The 25,826-nt window shown below is 72.6% G+C and carries 20 protein-coding genes; 14 read left to right on the plus strand and 6 right to left on the minus strand.

Going from position 1 to position 25,826, the window contains the following annotated elements; all coding sequences use genetic code 11:
* Positions 1–365: 365 nt before the first annotated feature.
* Complete coding sequence (locus WJM95_RS26025; protein WP_339135850.1) at positions 366–1,181, plus strand: GntR family transcriptional regulator; 816 nt, start codon at positions 366–368, stop codon at positions 1,179–1,181.
* A gap of 559 nt (positions 1,182–1,740) precedes the next feature.
* On the opposite strand, the gene WJM95_RS26030 is transcribed toward WJM95_RS26025, so the two are convergent.
* Positions 1,741–2,520, minus strand: coding sequence for a hypothetical protein (locus WJM95_RS26030; protein WP_339132219.1), 780 nt, complete (start codon positions 2,518–2,520; stop codon positions 1,741–1,743).
* A 136-nt stretch (positions 2,521–2,656) separates the two neighbouring features.
* Positions 2,657–4,330: a PucR family transcriptional regulator ligand-binding domain-containing protein gene (locus tag WJM95_RS26035; RefSeq protein WP_339132220.1), complete on the minus strand. Its 1,674-nt coding sequence runs from the start codon at positions 4,328–4,330 to the stop codon at positions 2,657–2,659.
* A gap of 421 nt (positions 4,331–4,751) precedes the next feature.
* On the opposite strand from WJM95_RS26035, the gene WJM95_RS26040 reads away from it, so the two are divergent.
* The 6 genes from WJM95_RS26040 (at position 4,752) to WJM95_RS26065 (ending at position 13,556) form a co-directional block, all read left to right on the plus strand.
* Positions 4,752–5,642, plus strand: a complete 891-nt coding sequence (locus WJM95_RS26040; protein WP_339132221.1) for a xanthine dehydrogenase family protein subunit M — start codon at positions 4,752–4,754, stop codon at positions 5,640–5,642.
* Positions 5,642–6,271, plus strand: a complete 630-nt coding sequence (locus WJM95_RS26045; RefSeq protein ID WP_339132222.1) for a (2Fe-2S)-binding protein — start codon at positions 5,642–5,644, stop codon at positions 6,269–6,271. The genes WJM95_RS26040 and WJM95_RS26045 overlap by 1 nt, the downstream gene beginning before the upstream one ends.
* Before the next feature lie 2 nt (positions 6,272–6,273).
* The gene (locus WJM95_RS26050; RefSeq protein WP_339132223.1) at positions 6,274–8,661 is read left to right on the plus strand and encodes a molybdopterin cofactor-binding domain-containing protein; all 2,388 of its coding nucleotides are present in this window, start codon (positions 6,274–6,276) and stop codon (positions 8,659–8,661) included.
* Positions 8,662–8,855: 194 nt separating this feature from the next.
* Positions 8,856–10,313, plus strand: coding sequence for an NCS2 family permease (locus tag WJM95_RS26055; RefSeq protein WP_339132224.1), 1,458 nt, complete (start codon positions 8,856–8,858; stop codon positions 10,311–10,313).
* A 44-nt stretch (positions 10,314–10,357) separates the two neighbouring features.
* Entirely contained in the window at positions 10,358–11,512 is a 1,155-nt protein-coding gene (locus tag WJM95_RS26060; RefSeq protein WP_339132225.1) for an XdhC/CoxI family protein, read from the plus strand.
* Between the two features lie 868 nt (positions 11,513–12,380).
* On the plus strand, positions 12,381–13,556 hold the full coding sequence (locus tag WJM95_RS26065; protein WP_339132226.1) for a glycoside hydrolase family 6 protein: 1,176 nt from the start codon (positions 12,381–12,383) through the stop codon (positions 13,554–13,556).
* Between the two features lie 21 nt (positions 13,557–13,577).
* Here WJM95_RS26065 and WJM95_RS26070 read toward each other — a convergent pair whose 3' ends face one another.
* The 3 genes from WJM95_RS26070 to WJM95_RS26080 all read right to left on the minus strand — a co-directional run bounded on the left by WJM95_RS26070 (position 13,578) and on the right by WJM95_RS26080 (position 16,164).
* Positions 13,578–14,015, minus strand: coding sequence for an SRPBCC family protein (locus WJM95_RS26070; RefSeq protein ID WP_339132227.1), 438 nt, complete (start codon positions 14,013–14,015; stop codon positions 13,578–13,580).
* 69 nt (positions 14,016–14,084) lie between these two features.
* On the minus strand, positions 14,085–15,449 hold the full coding sequence (locus tag WJM95_RS26075; protein WP_339132228.1) for a diacylglycerol kinase family protein: 1,365 nt from the start codon (positions 15,447–15,449) through the stop codon (positions 14,085–14,087).
* Between the two features lie 232 nt (positions 15,450–15,681).
* Positions 15,682–16,164 (minus strand): helix-turn-helix domain-containing protein, encoded by a 483-nt coding sequence (locus WJM95_RS26080; RefSeq protein ID WP_339132229.1) that lies wholly within the window; start codon positions 16,162–16,164, stop codon positions 15,682–15,684.
* A gap of 101 nt (positions 16,165–16,265) precedes the next feature.
* On the opposite strand from WJM95_RS26080, the gene WJM95_RS26085 reads away from it, so the two are divergent.
* From WJM95_RS26085 to WJM95_RS26110, 6 genes are all read left to right on the plus strand, one after another.
* Complete coding sequence (locus WJM95_RS26085; protein WP_339132230.1) at positions 16,266–16,751, plus strand: PaaI family thioesterase; 486 nt, start codon at positions 16,266–16,268, stop codon at positions 16,749–16,751.
* Between the two features lie 55 nt (positions 16,752–16,806).
* Entirely contained in the window at positions 16,807–17,454 is a 648-nt protein-coding gene (locus WJM95_RS26090) for a DUF1345 domain-containing protein (protein ID WP_339132231.1), read from the plus strand.
* Between the two features lie 119 nt (positions 17,455–17,573).
* Positions 17,574–18,632, plus strand: a complete 1,059-nt coding sequence (locus WJM95_RS26095) for a Dyp-type peroxidase (protein WP_339132232.1) — start codon at positions 17,574–17,576, stop codon at positions 18,630–18,632.
* The gene (locus tag WJM95_RS26100) at positions 18,629–19,519 is read left to right on the plus strand and encodes a family 1 encapsulin nanocompartment shell protein (RefSeq protein WP_339132233.1); all 891 of its coding nucleotides are present in this window, start codon (positions 18,629–18,631) and stop codon (positions 19,517–19,519) included. The genes WJM95_RS26095 and WJM95_RS26100 overlap by 4 nt, the downstream gene beginning before the upstream one ends.
* A gap of 235 nt (positions 19,520–19,754) precedes the next feature.
* Positions 19,755–22,271 (plus strand): ATP-dependent Clp protease ATP-binding subunit, encoded by a 2,517-nt coding sequence (locus WJM95_RS26105; protein WP_339132234.1) that lies wholly within the window; start codon positions 19,755–19,757, stop codon positions 22,269–22,271.
* A 93-nt stretch (positions 22,272–22,364) separates the two neighbouring features.
* Positions 22,365–22,643 carry a hypothetical protein gene (locus tag WJM95_RS26110; RefSeq protein ID WP_339132235.1) on the plus strand — a complete coding sequence of 93 codons (279 nt, stop codon included), beginning with the start codon at positions 22,365–22,367 and terminating at the stop codon, positions 22,641–22,643.
* Between the two features lie 44 nt (positions 22,644–22,687).
* On the opposite strand, the gene WJM95_RS26115 is transcribed toward WJM95_RS26110, so the two are convergent.
* On the minus strand, positions 22,688–23,152 hold the full coding sequence (locus WJM95_RS26115) for a GreA/GreB family elongation factor (RefSeq protein ID WP_339132236.1): 465 nt from the start codon (positions 23,150–23,152) through the stop codon (positions 22,688–22,690).
* A 272-nt stretch (positions 23,153–23,424) separates the two neighbouring features.
* Here WJM95_RS26115 and WJM95_RS26120 point away from each other — a divergent pair, with 272 nt between their 5' ends.
* Positions 23,425–25,746, plus strand: a complete 2,322-nt coding sequence (locus tag WJM95_RS26120) for an FdhF/YdeP family oxidoreductase (RefSeq protein ID WP_339132237.1) — start codon at positions 23,425–23,427, stop codon at positions 25,744–25,746.
* Positions 25,747–25,826: the final 80 nt, after the last annotated feature.

Consider the following 25,826-nt stretch of genomic DNA (forward strand, 5'->3'; position numbering starts at 1 on the left):
GCACCACGCACCACCGTCACCAGCACCACCGTCACCAGCACCAGTACGAGTACCACCGACCCGGAGGAGGAACCGTGGAGCAGGCCGGTCCGCGCGGCGCGCACGGCTCAGCCGGGCCGTGGGCGCCCGACGTCCGCACGGGCGCCTTCCGGGTTCCGCGGCAGGCGGGGCCGGTGGACACGGGACGGGCCGGGGGAGTACCCGCGGGCGTCGTGGGCGACGGGTTCGACCGCGGCCCGGGTGCCGATCCTGACACCGGCCCCCCTGTCGTCCTCGCCTCCGCCCGGGGCGAGCACACGCACAGCGAGGCGCCGATCCCGCACCCGCGCGCCGACGACCCCAGGACCGCCGTACGCGCCGACGGCATCCGCCGAGCCGTACGCACCGAGGACCCCGGGCCCGCCGGGAACGCCGGGCCCGTATCCGCCGACGAGGCGCGCCCCGCCGTCCGCCCGGACAACTCCTGGCCCGCGCACGCCGACGAGGTCCGGGCGCGAGCGGAGTCGGGGCGTACCGAGGAGGCCCGCCCCGCCGTGCGCGCGGAGGCCGCCCGTCCCGTCGTGCAGCGTGCCTCCGTGCGCGGGCAGATCCTCGACGCCCTGCGCACCGCGCTCGTCGCCGGTGAACTCGCCCCGGGCGAGGTGTACTCGGCGCCCGCGCTCGGCGATCGCTTCGGGGTGTCGGCGACGCCCGTGCGGGAGGCGATGCAGCAACTCGCCCTGGAGGGCGCCGTCGAGGTCGTCCCCAACCGGGGCTTCCGCGTCATCGCGCGCGGCACCCGGGAGCTGGCCGAACTCGCCGAGATCCGGGGCCTGATCGAGGTCCCGGTGATGCTCAGGCTCGCCCGTACCGTGCCCGCCGCCCGCTGGGCCGAGCTGCGCCCCCTCGCCGAGGCCACCGTGCGGGCCGCCACCTCGGGCTGCCGGGCGAGCTACGCGGAGTCCGACCGGTCCTTCCACCGGGCCGTGCTGGCCCTCGCGGGCAACGAGCAACTGGTCCGCATCGCCGACGATCTGCACCGCCGGGCCCAGTGGCCCCTCGTCGGCGGTCCCGCCTCCCGGGGCCGCGCCGACCTGGTGGCCGACGCGGCCGAACACACCGCCCTGCTGGACGCGTTGATCGCGGAGGACCTGGCGGTCGTGCAGGTTCTGGTACGGGAGCACTTCGCCGGGGCGTCCTGACCGGGACGGCCCGCCCCCGGAGGAACGCGGGTCCCGGGAGGGACGCGGGTCGCCGGAAGGAGGGCCGGCCCCGGAAGGGACGCCGGGTCCCGGGAGGGACGCGGGCCGCCGGGAGGAACGCCCTTCCCGAGAGGGACGCGGGTCGCGGGAGGGACTCGGGCTCCGGAAAGGATGCCGGGCCCCGGAAGGGACGCCGGGCCCCGGAAGGGACGCGGGGCCGCGGAAGGAACGCGGGTCCCGGGGGGAACGCGGGCCGCGGAAGGAACGCGGGTCCCGGAAGGGATGCCGGGTCCCGGGAGGAACGCGGGCCGCCGGAAGGAACGCCCTTCCCGAGAGGGACGCGTGTCGCGGGAGGGACTCGGGCTCCGGATAAGGATGCCGGGCCCCGGAAGGGACGCCGGGCCCCGGAAGGGACGCGGGGCCGCGGAAGGAACGCGGGTCCCGGGGGGAACGCGGGCCGCGGAAGGAACGCGGGTCCCGGGGGGAACGCGGGCCCCGGAAGGGGCGTCGGAGTCCGGAAGGGGTGCCGGACCCCGCTCCGCGTTCGTGTCCCGCGCGATCAGGCCGTGGCCGCCGGTGGTGCCGGGGCCAACTGGTCCGCCAGCCAGAGGGGAACGCCCCCGAGCAGCCGGAACAGCCGTCCCGCCTCCGCCCGCAGCCGCGAGGCCTCCGGTTCGGTCTCGGCGTCGGCGAGCGAGGCCAGCGCCGGTGCCGTACCGACGAGATAGCCCAGCTCCTCCCGGATCCGCAGGGATTCCGCGAAGCCGGTCCGGGCCTCGGCCAACTCCCCCTCGCGCAGGGCGATCCCGGCGAGGTGCCGCCAGGTGAAGGACAGCAGCAGCGCGTCGTTCTGGGCGGTCGCGCCCGCGTGCGCCCTGCGGTACGCGGCACGGGCCGCCTGCGGGGAGTGCGCCAGGTTCTCGGCGAGCAGCCCGCGCCTGAAGTCGAGCAGGGCCCTGCCCGGCGCGCCCGGCGCGAGCAGCGCGGCGGCGCGGCCGAGCGCGGCACGCGCCTCGTCGGCCCGGTCCCGCACGCTCAGCAGCGTCGCGGCGTAGGCGAGTTGACCCCGTTCGCAGGCCGCCGCGCCCCGCTCGTCGTCGGTCTGTGCCAGTGCCTCGGCGGTGCGCAGCGCGTCCTCCGCCTCGGCCCAGCCCTGCTCGGTGTAGAGACAGCGCTCGACCAGGAGCGAGGCTCTCTGCAACGCGGACCCCGCCGTGCGCGGCTGGATCAGCGCCGCCGCGTCGGCCCAGCAGGCGCGCGAGCGCAGCCGCCATACCGCGGTCTGGAGTGGATCGTCACCAGCGGTCGTTCCGGTACCAGACATGGCGGTATGCGCCACGTTGCCCTCCCCGAGCACACCATTGAGCTGTTGAGTGGTGGCATCTCAGCACGGATCACCGGGCCCGGCCAAGAGGGTAGGTGAAGGATTTCACAAAGTCATGGGTCCCGCGCCGGGGCGCCCGGGGCCCCTGGGGTCAGCTCATCCGCAGTGCCAGGAAGAAGTCCAACTTGTCTTCCAGGCGCGAGAGATCACGGCTCGTCAACTGCTCGATACGGCCGACGCGGTAGCGCAGCGTGTTGACATGCAGGTGCAGCCGGGCGGCACAGCGCGTCCAGGAGCCGTCGCAGTCCAGGAACGCCTCCAGGGTCGGGATCAGCTCCGCGCGGTGCCGGCTGTCGTACTCGCGCAGCGGGTCGAGCAGCCGGGCGGTGAAGGCGCGGCGCACGTCGTCCGGGACGAACGGCAGCAGCAGGACGTGCGAGGCCAGCTCCTGGTGCCCGGCCGCGCAGACCCGCCCGGGCCGTGCCGCGGCGACCCGGCGGGCGTGCCGGGCCTCCTCCAGGGCGCCGCGCAGCCCCTCGGCCGAGTGCACGGCCGCGCTGACGCCGACGGTGAGCCGGCCGTCGTCGTTCAGGCCGGCCGACAGCGGCTCCCTTACGGCCGCGAGCAGGGCGTCCGCGTGCAGTCCGGGATCGGATCCGTCCTCGTCGGAAGGAACGGCCGGAAGCGGTACGAGCGCGACCGCCTCGTCCCCCGAGTGGGCGACGGCGATCCGGTCGGAGTGCTCGGGTCCGGGCGTCAGCGGGTCGACGAGGATCTCCTCCAGCAGCGCCTGGGCGACCGGGCCGCACTCGATCCCGCCGCCGTCCCATTCGACCCGCGCCACCACGACCTGCCAGTGCGGGGCCGCGCCCAGGCCGGGCAGCAGCACCGGCGCCGCGACCCGCAGCCGGGCCGCGATCTCGGCGGGCGCGGCCCCCGTCTGGACGAGTTCGAGGACCTCCTGGGCGAGCCGCCTGCGCACCGTGCGTGCCGCGTCCCGCCGGTCTCGCTCCACCGCGATCAGCTGGGTGACGCCCTGGAGCAGGTCGAGCCGCTCCTCGGGCCAGTCCCCCGCGTCGGCCTCGACCGCGAGCAGCCAGTCGGAGAGCACGGTCTCGCGGACGTCCCGGAAGGCGCCCGCCGTCCGCCCGGAGGAGCGGACCGGGAAGAGCGAGTACATCGCGTGGCCCACCGTGACCCGGTGCGGTCCACGGCGCCCGGTGCGGACCGCCGCGAGATGGGCGGCGGCCAGCTCGGCGCGGGTGCCCGCGGGCAGCGGTCCGCCCGCGAGCTTCGAGCCGGCGATGGGCCGCCCGGCGGGGGAGAGGACCCAGGCGCGCAGGTCGAGGTCGGTTCCGAGGAGGTCGAGGACCACGTCGGGGCCGCCGCCCGCAGGGCCCGAGGTCATCATCCGCCGGTGCCGCTCCACCACGGCGGCCAGATCCCCGGCGCGCTCGCCCGACACCTGGCGCACGACGTGCTCGGTGATCGTGGCGAAGGCCACGGACTCGTTCACGGCGAACAGCGGCAGCCGGTGCCGGGCGCAGGCCACGACCAGGTCGTCGGGGATGTCGCCCAGCTCGGCCTCGCCCGCGGCGAGGGCCGCGACGCCGGTGCCCGCGAGGATCCGGACGAACGGCTCGGAGTCCTCGGCGTCGTGCCGCCAGGCCAGACCGGTCAGTACCAGCTCACCGCCCGAGAGATAGCGGCTCGGGTCCTTGAGGTCGGTGGTCATCACACCGCGTACGGTGCGGTCCAGCTCGTCCTCGCCGCCGAGCAGCCGCAGGCCCAGCGCGTCCGTGTCCAGCAGTGCGCGCAGCCGCATCTCGTCGCCGCCGTTCCTTGTCTCGAAATCTACGATGGATCCGTGCGAGGCCCGTCGGCGTCCCGGGTTCCGCGGGACTGGCCGCGGGACCCTGGAACCGGCGGTACCGGCCCCCCTGGCCTCCCGTCTCCGGAGGGCCGGGTCCCCGTTCCCGGCAAGGCCGTGCTCCGTTCCCGGAGGACCGGGTCCCTGTTTCCGGAGGAAGACGAAGAGGTTGCCGATGACCTCGGTTCATACGAATCTACAAGATGCGCGCGCTGGCCAGCGAACTCCTTCATGGTTTTGGTGACTGACCGGGGCGCCGGAGCCCGCTGTCTACTGGCCCCACTCCACTGTTGAGACCTCCATGAACGAGCCGAGGACGCCGCACCCGATCTGGCTTGATCACAACGCCCCACGACACGATTGAAGAGAGCCGCTCATGGACTTCCTTCGCCCCGCCAGCTGGGAGGAGGCGCTCGCCGCCAAGGCCGAGCACCCCACCGCCGTGCCGATCGCGGGTGGCACCGATGTGATGGTCGAGATCAACTTCGATCACCGCAGGCCCGAGTACCTCCTCGACCTGAACCGCATCGGGGAGCTCGGCGAGTGGGAGGCGGGCGAGGGGAGCGTGCGCCTGGGCGCCTCCGTCCCGTACACCCGGATCATGGAGAACCTGCGCCGTGAGCTCCCCGGGCTGGCCCTCGCCTCCCACACCGTGGCCTCGCCGCAGATCCGCAACCGCGGCGGCGTCGGCGGCAACCTCGGCACCGCCTCCCCGGCCGGCGACGCCCACCCCGCCCTCCTCGCGGCCGGCGCCGAGGTCGAGGCCGAGTCGGTGCGCGGTTCGCGGCTCATCCCCATCGACGAGTTCTACACCGGCGTGAAGCGCAACGCGCTCGCGCCCGACGAGCTGATCCGCGCCGTCCACGTCAAGAACGCGGACGGACCGCAGCAGTACTCCAAGGTCGGCACCCGCAACGCCATGGTGATCGCGGTGTGCGCCTTCGGACTTGCCCTGCACCCCGAGACCCGTACGGTCCGCACCGGCATCGGCTCGGCCGCGCCCACCCCGGTCCGCGCGAAAACGGCCGAGGAGTTCCTGAACGCGGCGCTGGAGGAGGGCGGCTTCTGGGACAACGGAAAGATCATCACCCCGTCGGTGGCCAAGCAGTTCGCCGCGCTGTGCTCCGCCGCCTGCAACCCGATCGACGACGTCCGCGGCACGGCGAGCTACCGCCGCCACGCGGTCGGTGTCATGGCCCGCCGCACCCTGATGTGGACCTGGGAGTCCTACCGCGGCACCGCCGCCCGCACGGAGGGAGTCGCGTAATGCGTGTCAGCTTCACGGTCAACGGCCGCAGGCAGGAGGCCGACGACGTCTGGGAGGGCGAGAGCCTCCTGTACGTCCTGCGCGAGCGCCTCGGCCTGCCCGGCTCGAAGAACGCCTGCGAGCAGGGCGAGTGCGGCTCCTGCACCGTCCGCCTGGACGGCGTGCCCGTCTGTTCCTGTCTGGTCGCCGCCGGCCAGGCCGAGGGACGCGAGGTCGTCACCGTCGAGGGACTGGCCGACTTCGCCAAGCAGCGCGCGGAACACGCCGGTTGTGCGGCAGGTGCGGGCAACACGTCCGCAGCGGCGGGCATTTCGCTCGACGAAGACCAGCTGGGGGCACCCCCGGGCGAAGCCTGGGGGAGGGGGGCCAAGGGCCAGGACTCGCAGACCGGTGAGGGCGCCGAACTCTCGCCCGTGCAGCAGGCGTTCATCGATGCCGGAGCCGTGCAGTGCGGCTTCTGCACCCCGGGTCTGCTGATCGCGGCGGACGAGATGCTGGAGCGCACGCCGAACCCGAGCGACGCGGACATCCGCGAGGCGCTCTCGGGCAACCTGTGCCGCTGCACCGGCTACGAGAAGATCATGGACGCGGTCCGCCTCGCGGCCGCCCGGCAGTCCGAGGCGGTCTGACCATGGGAACGACCGGCACACCCACGAACATCACCCAGGGCACCGGGACCAAGGGCGGCATCGGCGAGTCCACGCTCCGCCCCGACGGCACCCTCAAGGTCACCGGCGAGTTCGCGTACTCCTCCGACATGTGGCACGAGGACATGCTGTGGGGCCAGATCCTGCGCTCCACGGTCGCCCACGCCGAGATCGTGTCCATCGACACGGGCGAGGCGCTCGCCACCCCCGGCGTGTACGCCGTCCTGACGTACGACGACCTGCCCACCGAGGTGAGGAACTACGGCCTGGAGATCCAGGACACCCCGGTCCTCGCGCACGGCAAGGTGCGCCACCACGGCGAGCCCGTCGCGATCGTCGCCGCCGACCACCCGGAGACCGCGCGCCGCGCCGCCGCCAAGATCAAGGTGGAGTACCGCGAGCTGCCGGTGATCACCGACGAGGCGTCCGCGACCGCGCCGGACGCGGTCCTCGTCCACGAGGGCCGCACCGACCACCACATCGGCCACGTCCCGCACCCCAACATCGTGCACCGCCAGCCGATCGTCCGCGGCGACGCCGCACGGGCCGCGGCCGGGGCCGACTTCGTCGTCCGGGGCGAGTACACCTTCGGCATGCAGGACCAGGCGTTCCTCGGCCCCGAGTCCGGTCTCGCCGTGCCCTGCGAGGACGGCGGCGTCGAGCTCTACATCGCCACCCAGTGGCTGCACTCCGACCTGCGCCAGATCGCCCCGGTCCTCGGCCTGCCCGAGGACAAGGTCCGGATGACGCTCTCCGGGGTCGGCGGCGCGTTCGGCGGCCGCGAGGACCTGTCGATGCAGATCCACGCCTGTCTGCTCGCGCTGCGCACCGGCAAGCCCGTCAAGATCGTCTACAACCGCTTCGAGTCGTTCTTCGGACACGTCCACCGCCACCCCGCGAAGCTGTACTACGAGCACGGGGCGACCAGGGACGGCAAGCTCACCCACGTGAAGGCGCGGATCGTCCTGGACGGCGGCGCGTACGCCTCGGCCTCCCCGGCGGTCGTCGGCAACGCCTCCTCCCTCGGCGTCGGCCCGTACGTGGTCGACGACGTCGACATCGAGGCCATCGCCCTCTACACCAACAACCCGCCCTGCGGCGCGATGCGCGGCTTCGGCGCGGTCCAGGCGTGCTTCGCGTACGAGGCCCAGATGGACAAGCTCGCCGACGCGGTGGGCATGGACCGGGTCGCGTTCCGCCAGCTCAACGCGATGGAACAGGGCTCGCTGCTGCCGACCGGACAGCGCGTCGACTCCCCGGCCCCGGTCGCCGAACTCCTGCGCCGTGTCAAGGCGATGCCGCTTCCGCCCGAGCGCCAGTGGCTCTCCGCGGGCGAGGAGGCCGACGTACGGCAGCTGCCCGGCGGTCTGTCCAACACCACCCACGGCGAGAGCGTCGTCCGCGGGATCGGGTACGCCGTCGGCATCAAGAACGTCGGCTTCTCCGAGGGGTTCGACGACTACTCGACCGCCCGGGTCCGCATGGAGGTCGTGGGCGGAGTGCCGGTCGCCACCGTGCACACGGCGATGGCCGAGGTCGGCCAGGGCGGCGTCACCGTCCACGCGCAGATCGCCCGCACCGAACTGGGCGTCGCGCAGGTGACCATCCAGCCGGCCGACACCCGCGTGGGCAGCGCCGGTTCGACGTCCGCCTCCCGCCAGACGTACGTCACCGGCGGTGCCGTCAAGAACTCCTGCGAGCTCGTCCGCGAGAAGGTCCTGGAGCTCGGGCGCCGCAGGTTCGGCACCTACCACCCGGCGTGGGCCACGGCCGAACTCCTCCTGGAGGGCGGCAAGGTCGTCACCGACGGCGGCGAGGTCCTGGCCGACATCGCCGACGTGCTGGAGGACCAGGCCGTCGAGGTCGAGGCCGAGTGGCGGCACCGCCCGACCGAACCCTTCGACCTGCGCACCGGGCAGGGCGACGGCCACGTCCAGTACTCCTTCGCCGCCCACCGCGCCGTCGTCGAGGTGGACACCGAACTGGGCCTGGTCAAGGTCGTCGAACTCGCCTGCGCCCAGGACGTCGGCAAGGCGCTCAACCCGCTGTCCGTCATCGGCCAGATCCAGGGTGGCACCACCCAGGGCCTGGGCATCGCGGTCATGGAGGAGATCATCGTCGACCCGAGGACCGCGAAGGTGCGCAACCCCTCCTTCACGGACTATCTGATCCCCACGATCCTCGACACACCGACCATCCCCGTCGATGTGCTCGAACTCGCCGACGACCACGCCCCGTACGGGCTCCGTGGCATCGGCGAGGCCCCGACCCTGTCGTCCACCCCGGCCGTCCTCGCGGCGATCAGGAACGCGACGGGTCTGGAGCTCGACCGGACACCCGTACGCCCCGAACACCTCACGGGCAACGCGTAGTTCCGGGCGGCTCTCCGGGCGGCGCGGGGAACATCACCCTTTCCGCGCCGCGCGGAGACCATCACGTTCGTCCCGGGCCGTCCCCCGGGCCGTGCTGCCGAAGCACCTTCCCAAATCCCGCAGCCGCACAAGCGGCTGACCAGCCGTCAGGACGGCTGTGCGGGTGCCCCTTTGAACCTTGGGAGCAGGCCCACATGACCCAGCAGTCACTGGAGCCGAAGACCACCGCGCAGGACGCGGGCGCGGGCAGCCGCGTTCCGGCGGGACGGTCTTGGCTCGACCGGTACTTCCACATCTCCCGGCGGGAGAGCTCGATCGCGCGTGAGGTGCGCGGCGGCGTCACCACCTTCATGGCGATGGCGTACATCCTGCTGCTCAACCCCCTCATCCTGTCCGGCAAGGACGTGGCGGGGGACGCGCTCGGCCAGAAGGCGCTGATCACCGCGACCGCGTTCGCGGCGGCCTTCACCACCCTGCTCATGGGCTTCGTCGGCAAGGTGCCGCTCGCCCTCGCCGCCGGACTCTCGGTGTCCGGGGTGCTCTCCTCGCAGGTCGTCCCGCAGATGACCTGGCCGCAGGCCATGGGGATGTGCGTGATGTACGGCGTGGTCATCATGCTCCTGGTCGTCACCGGGCTGCGCGAGATGATCATGAACGCGATCCCGCTGGCGCTCAAGCACGCCATCACCATGGGCATCGGGCTGTTCATCGCGCTGATCGGCCTGGTCAAGGCCGGCTTCGTGCACCAGGGCAAGGCGACCCCCCTCACCCTCGGCCCCACCGGCGAACTCGCCGGCTGGCCGGTGCTGCTCTTCGCCGCGACCCTGCTGCTGATCTTCGCGCTCCAGGCGCGCGGGGTACCCGGCGCGATCCTCATCGGCATCGTCTCCGGCACGGTCGTGTCCGTCGTCCTCGACGTGACCGGCGTCGTCGCCCCCGAACAGTGGGCCGGAGGCGCCCCCGAACTGCACGGCAGCGCCGTCTCGATGCCCGACTTCTCGCTGTTCGGCAAGGTCGAGTTCGGCGGCTGGAGCCATGTCGGCACCATGACGGTCGGCATGATCGTCTTCACTCTGGTGCTCGCCGGGTTCTTCGACGCGATGGCCACGATCATCGGTGTCGGCACGGAGGCCGGACTGGCCGACGACCGGGGCCGGATGCCGGGCCTGTCGAAGGCCCTGTTCATCGACGGCGCGGGCGGAGCGGTCGGCGGCGTGGCCGGAGCCTCCGGCCAGACGGTCTTCGTCGAGTCCGCGACCGGTGTCGGCGAGGGGGCCCGTACCGGCCTGTCCTCCGTGGTCACCGGCATCCTCTTCGCCGCCTGCCTGTTCTTCACCCCGCTGACGCCGATCGTCCCGGGCGAGATCGCGGCGGCCGCCCTGGTGGTGATCGGCGCCATGATGATGACGAACGCGCGCCACGTCGACTGGGCCGACCGCGCCACCGCCGTCCCGGTCTTCCTGACCGTCGTGATCATGCCGTTCACCTACTCGATCACCGCGGGCGTGGCGGCCGGTGTGATCAGTTACGTCGCCATCAGGATCGCCCAGGGCAGGGCCCGGGAGATCGGGGCCTTCATGTGGGGTCTGACGGCCGTCTTCTTCGTCTATTTCGCGCTCCACCCGATCGAGGGCTGGCTGGGCGTCCGCTGACACCCGAGCCCCTTCCACCCGACCGCTCGCAAGGAGACCGAGACATGCTGGACATCGCCGAAGAACTGCACCGGTGGGTCGAGCAGGGCCGTGACTTCGCCGTCGCCACCGTGGTGGCGGTCGGCGGCAGCGCGCCCCGCAGGCCCGGAGCCGCGCTCGCCGTCGACTCCGAGGGCACGGCGATCGGCTCGGTCTCGGGCGGTTGCGTGGAAGGGGCGGTCTACGACCTGTGCGCGCAGGCGCTGGAGGACGGCGGGACCGTCCTCGAACGCTTCGGCTACAGCGACGACGACGCCTTCGCCGTCGGCCTGACCTGCGGCGGCGTCATCGACATCCTGGTCACCCCCGTCCGCTCGCGCGACACCGCCCGCCGGACGGTGTTCGCGGCGGCGCTGGCCGCCGCGGCGGGCGGCGAGGCGGCGGCCCTCGCCCGGGTCGTGAGCGGGCCGGCCGAGCTGATGGGCCGGGCCCTCCTCGTGCGGGCCGACGGCTCCCACCAGGGCGGCTTCGGCGCCCACCCCGGACTCGACCGTACGGTGCTCGGCGAGGCGGCGGCCCAGCTCGACGCGGGGCGCACCGCCACCGTGGAGATCGGAGAGCAGGGCTCTCGTTGCGGAGCGCCGCTCACGGTCCTGGTGGAGTCCTCGGTGCCGCCCCCGCGCATGATCGTCTTCGGGGCCATCGACTTCGCCTCGGCGCTGGTCCGCGTCGGCAAGTTCCTCGGCTACCGGGTGACGGTGTGCGACGCCCGCCCGGTCTTCGCGACGGCGGCCCGCTTCCCCGAGGCGGACGACATCGTCGTGGACTGGCCCCACCGCTACCTGGAGCGCACCGACGTCGACTCCCGCACGGTCCTGTGCGTCCTCACCCACGACGCCAAGTTCGACGTCCCGCTGCTGCGGCTCGCGCTGCGGCTGCCGGTGGCGTACGTCGGCGCGATGGGCTCGCGCCGCACCCACCTCGACCGCAACGAACGGCTGCGGGAGGTCGGCGTCACCGAGATCGAGCTGGCCCGCCTGAGGTCGCCGATCGGCCTCGACCTGGGAGCGCGGACCCCCGAGGAGACGGCCCTGTCGATCGCCGCGGAGATCGTGGCGGACCGGCGTGGGGGAAGCGGGGTCCCCCTCACCGGGGCGCACACGCCCATCCACCACGACAATCCGTCGTCCCCGGCGCGCCGGATCGGATCGGTCGCCTGAGGGACGGCCCCTCTCCGCGCACCCGCTTCCGGTCGGCGCTCGGGCTGCGGTCAGGGCTGCGCCACAGGGCCGCGGCTCCGGCTCGCCCTCCGGGCCGCCTTCGGGCCCACATCTCCGGGCCGCCTCTTCTGGGCCGCGCATCGGGCCCGCGCTTCCGGGCCGCCTCTTCCGGGCAGTGCTTCAGGACCTCGCCCCCGGGCCGCCTCTTCCGGGCGGTGCTTCAGGACCTCGCCCCCAAGCCGCCCTTCGGGCCCGCGCCTTGGGGCACCCGCTTCCGGGCCCCGCTTCGGCGCCGCCTCTTCCGGGCCGTGCTTCAGGACCTCGCCCCCGGGCCGCCTCTTCCGGGCCGTGCTTCAGGACCTCGCCCCCGGGCCGCCTCTTCCGGGCGGTGCTTCAGGACCTCGCCCCCGGGCCGCCTCTTCCGGGCGGTGCTTCAGGACCTCGCCCCCAAGCCGCCCTTCGGGCCCGCGCCTTGGGGCACCCGCTTCCGGGCCCCGCTTCGGCGCCGCCTCTTCCGGGCCGTGCTTCAGGACCTCGCCCCCGGGCCACCTCTTCCGGGCAGTGCCTCAAGATCTCGCCCCCAAGTTGCCCTTCGGGCCCGCGCCTCGGGGCACCCGCTTCCGGGCCCCGCTTCGGCGCCGCGCTTCCGAGCCGCGTTTCCGCGTCTCGGCCGGCGTGTCTGCGTCGCCCGTCTCGGCCGGCGTGTCCGCGTCGCCCGTCCCGGGACGCGCCTCGCGCGCGGCCCGCTCCGTGCCCTTCGCGGCTACTTCCGTGTCGCGTATTGACGTGGACGCGCCTCTCGGCGAGTCTCCTGTGGGAGCGCTCCCGCAAGTCCCTCGTGACCGTTGCGACCCCGGAGTGAAGCTGTATGAGACGACGCACCCCCATCTGGCTCGCCGCTCTGTCCGTCGGGCTGGCCGCCCTGTTCGCCGTACCCCCGGCGCACGCCGCCGAGCCCGCCGGCCGCGGACCGTCGCTGTACGTCCCGGACGCCAACCCGGCCGCGTACCAGCAGGTCCGGAGCCTCGCCCGGGCCGGCCGGTTGCGCGACGCGGCGGCCATCCTGGCGATGGTGAACACCCCGCAGGCCGTGTGGTTCGGCGACCAGTCACCGGCCGAGGTGGAGCGACTGGTCCGCGCGGTGGTGCGCGACGCGGGCCGCGAGCACGCGGTTCCCGCCCTGGCGCTGTACAACATCCCCGGCCGGGACTGCGCCAACTACTCGGCCGGCGGCGCCGCGAACACCGCCGAGTACCAGGCGTGGATCGACGCCGTGGCCCGCGGGATCGGGCGCGGCGAGGCGATCGTCACGCTCGAACCCGACTCCCTCGCCCTGCTGCCCTCCGACTGCGGCCAGGACGACGCGCAGGGCACGAAGACCGCCGCGCGCTACGCCGAGGTCAACTACGCGGTCGACGCGCTGGAGCCCCTGCGCGGGACGCGGGTCTACCTCGACACCGGGCACCCGGGCTGGCAGTCCGTCAACTCCATCGTGCCGCGCCTGATCAAGGGCGGGGTGGGCCGGGCCTCCGGTTTCTACACCAACGCCTCGAACTACAACACCGACGACGCCAACTCCTGGTACGGCAAGCTCATTTCGTCCTGCCTCGCGTACGCGGACGGCGGCGGCGACGTCGCCGAGTGCCCCAACCAGTGGTGGTCGCGCGCCGACGCGCAGACCTGGCTCGACACGCATGTGACGACCCCGCCGTCCCGGATGAAGCACTTCGTCACGGACTCCAGCCGCAACGGCCGGGGCACCTGGACCCCGCCGGCCGGCAAGTACTCCGACGCGCAGGACTGGTGCAACCCGCCGGACCGCGGCCTCGGCGCCCGTCCCACGCTCCGTACCGGCGACCCGCTCCAGGACGCCCGGCTGTGGATCAAGACGCCCGGCGAGTCGGACGGCCTGTGCCTGCGCGGAACCGCGGGTCCCGAGGATCCCGAACGGGGCACGGTCGACCCGAAGGCGGGGGACTGGTTCCCCCAACAGGCCCTCGAACTCGCACGGTTGGCTGAGCCCCCGCTGCTTCCGGGGCACTGACCCGGCAGGTCGACACCCGACCTAGTCGGCCAGCAACCCGTCCACCGCCCGCCCGAACATCCACCGCGCCGACCACCCCAGCGGGCGGTCGGCGCGGCCGGGCAGCAGGCGCACGCCCAGGTCCTCGCGCCACACCACCCGTGAACCGCCGCCGTCCGCCGGGTGCACCTCGAACTCGGCCCAGCCCGTGACGAACGTGCCGCGCTTGACCAGCCGGCACGTTCCCGGGCCGCCGTCGCCGGGCGGGTGCCAGGAGACGACCTCCATCGGGTCGTCGAACGCGAGCGGCCCGAGCCCCGACCGCGCCACGAACACCGTGCCCTCGCGGGTCGGCGCCGGTGTCCGCACGGTGATCCGGGTCAGCGGGACGACGTCCGCGTGCCGGGGCCAGTCGGTCAGCCTCCGCCAGCTCTCGGCGACGGAGTGCGGGGACACGCGTTCCAGGACGAAGAGGACCACGGCATGATCGTAGGCGCTCCGCGGGCCCCGGGCCCGGGGTGAACTCCCCGGCGACGGGACCGGACGCCGTCAGACCCGGTCCGCCCGCCCCGGTCCGTGGCCCGGGCGGTGGACGCCCGCCGTGCGGCCCACCAGCAGGGCCATGGCCAGCAGCCGGCGCCAGTCCAGGGTGGGATGGGCCGCCGGGACGCCCGGCCGCTTCCTCGGCACCCGGACCCGCAGCACGCCCGGTGCGAGCCGGCAGATCACCGGCGTGGGCAGGACCATGGCCTCGCCGTCGATGCCCGCCTCCAGTTCGCCGCCGTCGGCCGTCACGACCACCTCGCGCGCGGTCAGGACCGACAGACCGTGCGGGGCCGGGGCGAGCAGCAGGGCGGCGGCCTCGACCGCGCTGTCCACCTTGACGCCGAGGACGCCGAGCAGTCCCGAGTCCAGCCGCTCGCGCCGGCCGAGACCCGCGGGGTCGTCGGTGCGGTAGGGGTTGTTGCTCACCAGCACCGCCTGCGGCGCTTCGAGCGTCGTACCGGCGGCGTGGGCGGTCAGCTCGGGTCCGCGCTGGCGCGTGAGCAGATCCGGCAGGAGCTCCATGATCGTGCCGATCTTGTCGTCCCGGTAGGCGGGATCCTGGACGACCGCCGCGTACGCGCCGAACGAGGCGTTGTTGACGAAGGGGTGCTCCCCGGCGAAGCCGAGGTCCACCCGCAGCTCGACCCCGTCCCGCAGCGCGTCGAGGCAGGTGGCGGGGTCGTCCCGGTCGAGGCCGAGGTCCAGGGCGAAGTGGTTGCGGGTGCCCGCCGACACGACGAGGAAGGGCAGCCCGTGCTCGGCGGCCACGGCGGCGACGAGCGCCTGCGTCCCGTCGCCGCCCGCGACCCCCAGCAGATCCGCTCCGTCCGCGACCGCGCGCCGGGCCAGCTCGGTGACGTCCTGGTGCCGCTCCGGATCGAGGAGAACGACACGGGCGCCGAGGCGTTCGGCCTTCTCCACCAGGCCGAACCGTTCCACCTTGCCGCCGCCGGACCGGGGGTTCATGAGGACGAACGGCCGCCGGGGCGGCGGGGTGCGGTGCTCCTTCATCGGGCGGACCCGGCCGCGGGCGCCGCGCAGCGCGTAACGGCCGCACCACACGGCGACGATCCACAGCACCGGGGACAGCAGCAGGGTCCACAGCAGCGTGAGCGCGAGGACCACGACGGCGGCGAGCGGGAGGACGACCGCGAGGATCCCGGCGATCCAGCGCACCGGGCCCCGCCGGGACAGCGTCCACCACAGGGCCGCCGCCGCGACGGCCATGGCGGCGAGGGCGGCGAGCAGGAGCAGCAGGCCGCGTACGCCGCCGGAGATGAGCGGCAGCGCCACCGCGAGCGCGGCCGAGAGCAGCGCGGCTCTCGCCGCCCACCGTTCGCGGGCCGACGGCCCCGTCTGCGCGCCCATCGTTCCTCCACCGGTCGGTCCGTCGAGCACCGCGGCCCGCCGTCCTGGGGGGCGCCGCCGTGCCGGTCGCTCGAACCGGATGCCCGTACGGCGGACGTCCATGTCCGGCGTGCCGGGACAGCCCTTGTGTGCCGGGACCGCCCCTTATGGGGTCACGCTGTCACGAGCGGGCCTCCCGCACCACGAGGCGGCCGGTCGTGAGGGTCCGTTTCCTGCGCCGGAACGTCTCCGGTCACCGTCCGGCGCCGGGATCCGCCCGCCGTGCCGACGGGCCGGGGCGGGTGCGTGCCTCCGGCGGGATCAGAGCGCCGTGCCCGCCCCCGCACACCACGGCCGCGCGCACCTGCTCGCCGCAGTCCGCGTGCACGACCTCCAGCGGCGGCCCGTCCGGATCCGCGGTGTAGCGGTCGCCCCACTGCTTGAGGGCGATCATGACGGGCCACAGGTCCCAGCCCTTGCGGGTGAGCCGGTACTCGTTCCGGGTGCGGCTGCCGGGCTCGCTGTACGGAACGGTGTCCAGGATCCCGGCCGCGACCAGCTTGCGCAGCCGGTCCGCCAGCACGCTCTCGGAGAGCCCGACGTGCCGCCGGAAGTCGTCGAAGCGCCGTACGCCGTTCATCGCGTCCCGCAGGACCAGCATCGACCACTTCTCGCCGATCAGGTCGAGCGCGCGCTGCACCGTGCAGTTCTCGGTACTGGTGTCGAGCCACGTCATGCGCCCCATCGTAGGCTCACTGCGGGATTGACAGCCAGATGCGGCACCATCTAGCTTCGGAAAACATAGTCAGATGGCCGAGTCGGGAGAGTGGAAGAGTCATGGGCAGGTCTCGTACGTACGACTGGGAGGACCCGGCCGTCTCCGCGGCCGCCGTCGCCCGGTTCAGCGGACTCGAATTCCTCCGCGAGATGCAGGCCGGGCGGCTCCCCGCGCCGCCGATCTCCGCGACCCTCGGCATGTCCCTCGACGAGGTCGAGCACGGCCGGGTCGTCTTCACGCTGGTCGTGGGGGAGGAGCACTACAACCCCATCGGAAGCGTCCACGGAGGCGTGTACGCCACCCTGCTGGACTCCGCGGCGGGCTGCGCCGTGCAGTCCGTGCTGCCCCGGGGGACCGGGTACACCTCGCTCGACCTGAACGTGAAGTTCCTGCGGCCCGTCACCGTGGACACCGGGACGGTCCGCGCGGTCGGCACCGTCCTCAACAGCGGCCGCCGTACGGCCCTCGCGCAGGCGGAGCTGTTCGACGCGGCCGGCCGGCTGCTCGCCCACACCACCAGCAGCTGCCTGCTGTTCCCCGTCTGATCCGCCCGCGGGTTCCTCCCGGCCGGGCGGCGCCCGCGGGGATAGCGTGCCGCCCATGAGGAGCAGCCTGCCGAGGAGCCTGTCCCTGGACGCCGTGCCGCGCCTGGCCGTCGCGGTGGCCTTCGGCGCCGTCGTGGGCGTGGCCGTCGGACTCGCGAACGACGTCTTCCTCGGCCTGCTGTCCGGGATCGCCGCGACGGAACTGTTCTTCGTCCTCGCGGGCTGGGCGGTGCTGTGGCCGATGACGGCCACCGCCACCCGCGACAACGCGCGGCGCGAGGACTTCCGCCCCCTGACCGACGAACTCGTCGTGGTCGCGGTCGCCCTGTGCGGCCTGTTCGCCATCGTGCTGCTGCTCCTGCGCGGCGGCCGGTCCGACCACGGCCACGCGGCGGCCGTGACCGCCCTGTGCGGGGTGTTCCTGGCCTGGGCCGCCCTGCACCTGATGTACGCCACCCGCTACGCCTACGTGTACTACGACGCGAACGGCGGCATCGACTTCAACACGGACGACCCACCGGCGTACCGCGACTTCTTCTACTTCAGCTACAACCTCGGGATGACCTACCAGGTCTCCGACACCGGCGTCTCCAGCGCGAAGATCCGCTCGATCGTGCTCAGGCACTGCCTCCTGTCGTACGTGTTCGGCACCAGCATTCTGGCCACGGCCATCAATGTCGTCGTCGGACTCGTGAGCCGCTGACACCACCCCGGGGCGGGTCCGTTCTGGTGCGGTTTGCACCGGAACCCAGCAGGATGGGAGGCGGAACCGACCGGTCCGCGCGCGACCGGCACCCGCGCGTCCCACGAGGAGGCCGTCCCTTGGCCGAGCCACAGGCTGTGATCTCCCGACCGGCCGGGGCCACCGTGTTCCTCGTGGTCACCGTCACGCCCGGACACGAGGACACGGTCCGCGGGCTGCTGGAGGACGTCTCCGGACTGCGCCGGTCGGTCTCCTTCCGGGCACCCGGCGACGAACTCGGCTGCGTCGTCGGCATCGGGTCGGCGGCCTGGGACCGGCTGTTCAGCGGCCCCCGGCCCCAAGAGCTGCACCCGTTCGTGGAGTTGACCGGCCGACGGCACCGCGCCCCCTCCACCCCGGGAGACCTCCTCTTCCACGTCCGGGCCCGCCGGACCGACCTCTGCTTCGAACTCGCCCGGCTGATCATGGAACGGCTGGACGGCGCGGTCACCGTGGCCGACGAGGTCCACGGGTTCAAGTACTTCGACGACCGCGACCTGCTCGGCTTCGTCGACGGCAGCGAGAATCCCGAGGGCCCCGCGGCCGACGACGCCGTGTTCGTCGGCGACGAGGACCCCGCCTTCGCGGGCGGCAGTTACGTGATCGTCCAGAAGTACCTGCACGACCTGCGGGCCTGGAACGCGCTGCCCTCGGACGAGCAGGAGCGGGTCATCGGGCGCACCAAGCTCGCCAACGTCGAACTGCCCGACGACGTCAAACCCGCCGACTCCCATGTCGCGCTCAACACCGTCACCGACGACAACGGCGACGAACGCAAGATCGTGCGCGAGAACATGCCCTTCGGCACCCTGGGCGAGGGAGAGTTCGGCACCTTCTTCATCGGCTACGCCCGCACCCCCGAGGTGACCGAGCGGATGCTCCGCAACATGTTCCTCGGAGCCGGCCCGGCCCCCCACGACCGCATCCTCGACTTCTCGACCGCGATCACCGGCTGCCTCTTCCACGTGCCCCCCGCCGGCTTCCTCGACGACCTCCCCGCCGCCCCCGGCGAACGCGAGGCGCGCGAGGAGCCCGCTCCGGACGACGAACCCGCTCCGGACCCGGCCGCCACGGCCGGTGAGCGCCCGACGGCGAACGGCTCGCTGGGGATCGGCAGCCTCAAAGGAGTCCGCACATGACGACCGCACCCGACGCCACCCCCTCAGGAACCGCCGGGACCGGCAACCTGCACCGCGAACTCGCGCCCATCACGCCCGCCGCGTGGAACGAGATCGAGGACGAGGCGCGCCGCACGTTCCGGCGCAATCTCGCCGGCCGGCGCGTCGTGGACGTCTCGGGCCCCGACGGTCCCGTGCTCGCCGCCGTCGGGACCGGTCATCTGTCCCGCATCGACGGGCCGTCGCCCGGCGTCGCGGCCCGGCTGCGCCAGGTCCAGCCCCTGGTCGAACTGACGGTGCCGTTCCGGGTGAGCCGTGACGCCGTCGACGACGTGGACCGCGGCGCCCAGGACTCGGACTGGCAGCCGGTCAAGGACGCGGCCCGCACCATGGCGTTCGCCGAGGACCAGACCGTCTTCAACGGATACGCGGCGGCCCGGGTCGACGGCCTGCGCGCCCGCACCTCCAACCCCGTGCTGCGTCTCCCCGCCGAGCCGCGCGACTTCCCCGACGCCGTCAGCCACGCCCTGAGCACGCTCCGGCTGGCCGGTGTGCAGGGCCCGTACGCGCTGCTCCTGGGCGCGGAGGCGTACACGGCGGTCAGCGAGACCTCCGACCACGGCTATCCCGTCTCCGCCCACCTCGGCCGGCTGCTCGACGGCCTGCTGATCTGGGCGCCGGCCGTGGAGGGCGCCTTCCTCCTGTCCACGCGGGGCGGCGACTACGAACTGCGCCTCGGCGAGGATCTCGCCATCGGCTACACGGCCCATGACGCCGACGGCATCGACCTGTACTTCCGCCAGACCCTGACGTTCCTCGTCCACACGGACGAGGCCGTCGTGGCGCTCGACCCGTGGACGGAGACGAGCGGGGGCACGGGCAGGGACGCGGGCAGGCAGACGGTCTGACCTCGCCGGAGACGCGGGCGCACCCCGGGACGGGCGGCACTCCGGGCGGCTCCACGGGCCGGACCCCACCCGTTCTCCGCTGTCCGTCAACGCGCCCTCGCCCCACGCGAGTTCCGTCGTGCCCGGGAGGAAAGCGCAGGCCAGGGCGCTCCCGGCACGGATGTCCGCTCCGGTTGCGGAGCAATAGACGCCGCGAAAAGGTGGAGAGGACTCGTCGTCGCACCGGGAGCTGTCCATGTCGATGTCGTCGTACGGTTTCGGCTCGTCCGACCCCTTCGGTGAACTGCTGAACCGCTTCTTCGGGATGTCCCCCGCGTCCTCCCCGCCGGCGGTGCAGCGGGTACCCATCGGACGCCTGCTGACCGAGTCGTCGCAGGAACTCCTGAACCTGGCCGCGCAGCGGGCCCAGCAGGACGGAACGTCCGACCTCGACACGGAGCACCTGCTGTGGGCCGCCACGAAGGTGGAACCCTCGCGCTCGCTGCTGGCCCGCGCGGAACTGGACCCCGACGCCCTCGCCGCGCAGCTCGCCGAGGTCCTCCCCCGGGAGAGCAGCGAACCGTCCTCGGAGCCGGGCCTGACCCCGGCCGCCAAACGGACCCTCGCCGCCGCGTACGCCCGCTCGCAGGCGGCCGGTGTGTCCTACATCGGACCCGAGCACATCCTCGCCGCCCTGCTCGGCGACGCCGACACCGGAGCCGCCCAGCTGCTGCGCGCCGACGGACAGGACGCGCAGAAGCTGGCCGGTCTCACGGAGCGGACGGCACGACCCGAAGGCCGCCCCGCCGAGCCCGACAAGCCGGCCACGACCCTGGACGAGTTCGGCCGGGACCTGACGGAGGAGGCGAAGGCCGGCCGGCTCGACCCCGTCGTCGGACGCGCCGAGCAGATCGAGCAGACCATCGAGATCCTCTCGCGGCGCTCCAAGAACAACCCCGTGCTCATCGGGGAGCCGGGGGTCGGCAAGACCGCGATCGTCGAGGGCCTCGCGCAGCGCATCGTCTCCGGGGACGTCCCCGACACCCTCAAGGGCAAGCGGGTCGTCTCGCTCGACCTGTCCGGCATGGTGGCCGGAGCCCAGTACCGCGGACAGTTCGAGGAGCGGCTGAAGAAGGTCATCGAGGACGTCCAGGCGTCGGACGGGGAGATCGTCCTGTTCATCGACGAACTGCACACGGTCGTCGGCGCGGGCGCGACGGGCGAGGGCTCGATGGACGCGGGCAACATGCTCAAGCCCGCGCTGGCCCGCGGAGAACTGCACGTCGTGGGCGCGACCACCATCGACGAATACCGCAAGTACGTCGAGAAGGACGCCGCTCTCGAACGCCGCTTCCAGCCGGTGATGGTCCCGGAGCCGACGGTCGAGGAGACCGTACAGATCCTGGAGGGACTGCGGGACGCCTACGAGGCGCACCACCAGGTCCGCTTCGCCGACGGCGCCCTGGCCGCGGCGGCGGAACTGTCCGACCGCTACATCAGTGACCGGTTCCTGCCCGACAAGGCGATCGACGTGATGGACCAGGCGGGGGCCCGGGTGCGGCTGCGCAGCGCGAGCCGCTCGACCGAGGCCGCCGAACGCGAGGACCGCATCGCGAAGCTGCGCCGCGAACGCGACCAGGCCGTGGCCGCCGAGGACTTCGAACGGGCCGGACAGCTCAAGGGGCACATCGCCGAGGCCGAGGGCGAGCTCGCGGGCATCGAGGAGCGGCGCGCCGGCGTCGTCTCGGTGACCGCGCGTGACATCGCGGACATCGTCTCCCGGCGCACCGGCATCCCCGTGTCCCAACTCACCGCCAGCGAGAAGGAGAAGCTCCTCAAGCTGGAGGAGGAGATGCACTCCCGGATCGTCGGCCAGGACGAGGCGGTCACCGCCGTCTCGCAGGCCGTGCGCCGGAACAGGGCCGGCATGGGCGACCCGAACCGCCCCGTGGGTTCCTTCCTCTTCCTCGGCCCCACCGGCGTGGGCAAGACGGAGCTGGCCAAGACCCTCGCCGAGCAGTTGTTCGGCGACGAGAACCGCATGATCCGCTTCGACATGAGCGAGTTCCAGGAGAAGCACACGGTGGCCCGGCTCGTCGGCGCGCCTCCCGGATACGTCGGGTACGACGAGGCGGGGCAGCTGACCGAGAAGGTCCGCAGGCAGCCGTACAGCGTCGTGCTCTTCGACGAGGTGGAGAAGGCGCACCCCGATGTCTTCAACACGCTGCTCCAGATCCTCGACGACGGCCGTCTGACGGACGGTCAGGGCCGCACCGTCGACTTCCGGCACTGCGTCGTGATCATGACCTCCAACATCGGCGCGCACCGGATCCTGGACCACAAGGGCGATGTGTCCGATCTCAAGGACGCCTTGATGGACGAGCTGCGGACCCGGTTCCTGCCCGAGTTCCTGAACCGCATCGACGACATCATCATCTTCCACGGTCTGGACGAGGGCGATCTCGCCGAGATCGTCGAGCACCTCCTGGGCCGGAGCGAGCGCCGGGTGCACGCGCAGGGCATGACGCTGGAGGTGACCGACGCGGCCAAGAAGCTGCTGGTCGCCCATGGTCATCAACCGGAGTTCGGTGCCCGCCCGTTGAGGCGCACGATCCAGACGGAACTGGACAACGGCATCGCGGAGCTCCTGCTCGGCGGCGAGGCCGAACCCGGCGACACGATCGTCGCCGACGACCGGGACGGCTCCGTGGTGTGCACGGTGCGCACGGGGGCCCCGGGTGCGGGTGCCCCGGACGACGCACAAAGCGAGTAGCGACGTACGACGAACGACGGGACGGAGGACTCCTGACACCGAGGACCTGCCCGGGCTCGCGAGACGCCGGGCAGTCGTTTGAGGAGGCTGCGCATGACGCACCACAAGTCCAACCGGGCTGTCGAAGGCGATCCGGAACACGCCCACAACAGGGGAATGCCCCTCCGGTGCGACGACGACGAACTCCACGCGCGGACGGTCCGCGAGCGGCGCGAAGCCGGTCTGCCCGCCGGGCCCGTGGACGACCCCGAGGCCGCCTACCGGCGGGAGCGCATGGAGATCGACCTGGAGGTGGGCGCGGGCCGGATCCCGACGGGCGACCTCACCCGGCGGAACCGGGCCCCCTACCCGCCCTCCAGCTACGGGGACTGACTCCTGGACGGGCCGGACAGGCCGGACAGAACCCGACGGCAGTCCTAGCCGTCCAGGGAGACCACGACCGCGCTCCGGGGGCCGTCGGGCGCCTCGAAGTCAACGGTGTCCCCGGCGCGGTGCCCGAGGAGGGCGCGGCCGAGCGGACTGTCGGCCGTGACGAGGGTCCGGTCCAGCACGGCGGCGCCCTCGCCGATCTGCACGGTGTCCGTCGTGCCGTCCGAGAACCGGACGGTGACGGTGCTGCCCACGCCGACCATGTCGGTGGGCGGCGGACCCGCCAGGTCGGCCTGGGAGAGCCGCGTGGTGATCCGAGTGATCCGGTCGTCCAGGCGCCGCAGATCGTCCGCGCGCTGCAACTCGTCCGCGGCGTCGGCCTGGTCGCCCACTTCCGCGTCGGAGTCCCGCAGCGTCGCCGCGACCGTTCCGCGTTCGGTGCGCAGGTCGGCGAGTTCCTGCTCGAGTGCCTGGCGGGCGGCCTCGCTGATCGGTGCCGGTTCGCTGGACATACCTGCTCCTCGGGGTGTGGGAGGTGAGTCGAATCGGGGCGCTATCAGCATATCCGTGCGCTTGTGCGGCTTAAGAGTGCTTAAGAGCCGGATCGCGACGCCTTGGGATGTGTGGAATCGTGGGTCACCGGAGTTCAGGACGCCCCGCGCCGTCCTGCGAGTGCCAGTGAGGGAGGTCCCCATGTCCTCGAAGCGACGCCGGAAGAAGAAGGGCCGCCGCAAGCACGCCGCGAACCACGGACGACGACCCCAGTGCTAGCTCGGTGAGACTCTTGAACGCATCCCAGAACGGACAGGACGGACAGGACGGCCGGACGCCCCACGTAGGGCCCGACCCACGGGGCGAACCCGAATTCCATCCGTACCACCACCCGGCCGCCGGCTGGGGTGCGGCCAAGAGCGTGGGCCAGTTCCTGGTGCGCGAACGCACCCTCGTGGACGGCCCCCGCGCGATCATGCGCATGAACCACGAGAGGACGGGCTTCGACTGCCCCGGATGCGCCTGGCCCGACGACAACAAGGGCCTGCACCTGGACATCTGCGAGAACGGCATCAAGCACGTCACCTGGGAGATGACCGGCAAGCGGGTCGGCCGCGAGTTCTTCGCCGCGCACTCGGTGACCGAGCTGTCCGGCTGGAGCGACTACGACCTGGAGGACCAGGGCCGGCTGACCGAACCGATGGTCTACGACCCGGAGTCGGACCACTACGTGCCGATCAGCTGGCGCGACGCCTTCGAACTCGCCGGGCGCACCCTGCGCGAACTCGACGATCCCGGCCAGGCGTCCTTCTACACCTCGGGCCGTCTGGGCAACGAGGCCACGTTCCTCTACCAGTTGCTCGCCCGCGAACTGGGCACCAACAACCTGCCCGACTGCTCGAACATGTGCCACGAGGCCAGCGGCCGGGCCCTTCAGGCCTCGCTCGGCACCGGCAAGGGGACCGCCGACCTCGTGGACTGGGAGACCACCGACGCCCTGTTCATCATGGGCGTCAACGCGGCCTCCAACGCGCCCAGGATGCTCACCGCCCTGGCCGAGGCCTACCACCGCGGCGCCCAGATCGTGCACATCAACCCGCTGGTCGAGGCGGCCGCCACCCGGACCATCGTCCCGCACGACTTCACGGACATGGCCGTGTTCAAGTCCACCCGGACCAGCACCCTGAACCTCCAGCCGCGCATCGGCGGCGACATGGCGCTGATCCGGGGCATGGCCAAGGCGATCCTGGAGCAGTCCGAGACCGATCCCAAGGCCCTGGACCAGGAGTTCATCGACCGGCACACGGCGTACTTCGACAAGTACCGCGCGGTGTGCGAGGCCACCTCGTGGGACGCGATCGAGCTCCAGTCGGGGATCGCCAGGGACGGCATCCTCAAGGCGGCCCGCGTGTACCGCGACGCCGACCGCTCCATCATCAGCTGGTGCCTCGGTGTCACCCAGCACGAGCACGGCGTCGACACCGTGCGCGAGATCGTCAACCTCCTTCTGCTGCGCGGCAATCTGGGCCGCGAGGGTGCCGGTCCCTCGCCGGTGCGCGGCCACAGCAACGTCCAGGGGAACCGGACGTGCGGCATCGACCACCGGCCCAGCGGAGAGTTCCTCGACCGGCTCGGCGAGGTCTGCGGGATCGACCCGCCCCGCGAGAACGGCAAGGACACCATCGCCACCATCCGGGCCATGCACGGCGGCGACGTGAAGGTGTTCGTCGGCATGGGAGGCAACTTCGCCCTCGCCGCGCCCGACACCCCGTACACCTACGCGGCCCTGCGCAACTGCGACCTCACCGTCCAGGTGAGCACCAAGCTCAACCGCAGCCATCTCGTGCACGGCCGCCGGGCGCTCATCCTCCCGTGTCTGGGCCGGACCGAGAAGGACCACCAGCGCGGCGGCGTCCAGAGCACCTCGGTCGAGGACTCGATGAGCATGGTCCATCTGTCCGTCGGCATGAAGCGGCCCGCCTCGAAGGACCTGCTGTCCGAACCCGCGATCATCGCGGGCATCGCGCGCGCCGCGCTCCCGGACAGCGGCACCCCCTGGGAGTGGTACATCGAGGACTACGACCGCATCCGCGACACGATGGCCCGGGTCCTCGACGGGTTCGAGGACTGCAACCGGCGGGTGCGCCTGCCGCTCGGGTTCCGCATCAAACAGCCCGCCCGCGAACTGGTCTTCCTCACCCCCTCGGGCCTGGCCGAGTTCTCCGCCGCGCCCCTGCCCGACGTCGTGCCCGCCCCCGGCACCCTGGCGCTCGGCACCATGCGTTCGCACGACCAGTGGAACACCACGATCTACTCGGACAACGACCGCTACCGGGGCATCAAGAACCTGCGCACGCTGGTCTTCATGAACGAGGACGACATGCGCGAACGCGGCATCTCCGAGTTCACCCCGGTCCACATCGTCAGCACCGCCAAGGACGGCAGCCACCGTGAACTCGACGGCTATCTGGCCATCCCCTACGACATTCCCCGCGGCTGCGCGGCCGGCTACATGCCGGAGATGAACGTCCTCTGCGCGATCGGCGACTACAGCCTCCAGAGCGACCAGCCGTTGATGAAACACGTCAACGTCACCATCGAGCCGTCCCGTTGAGATTTCGCGAAGTGTTGACCCGCCGTCCGGCCGACGGCGGTGTCGCCCGAGGACTTCGTTGGCTAGGGTGACAAAGGCTC

The organism is Streptomyces sp. f51 (genome assembly GCF_037940415.1).
In the GTDB taxonomy this organism is placed as follows: domain Bacteria; phylum Actinomycetota; class Actinomycetes; order Streptomycetales; family Streptomycetaceae; genus Streptomyces.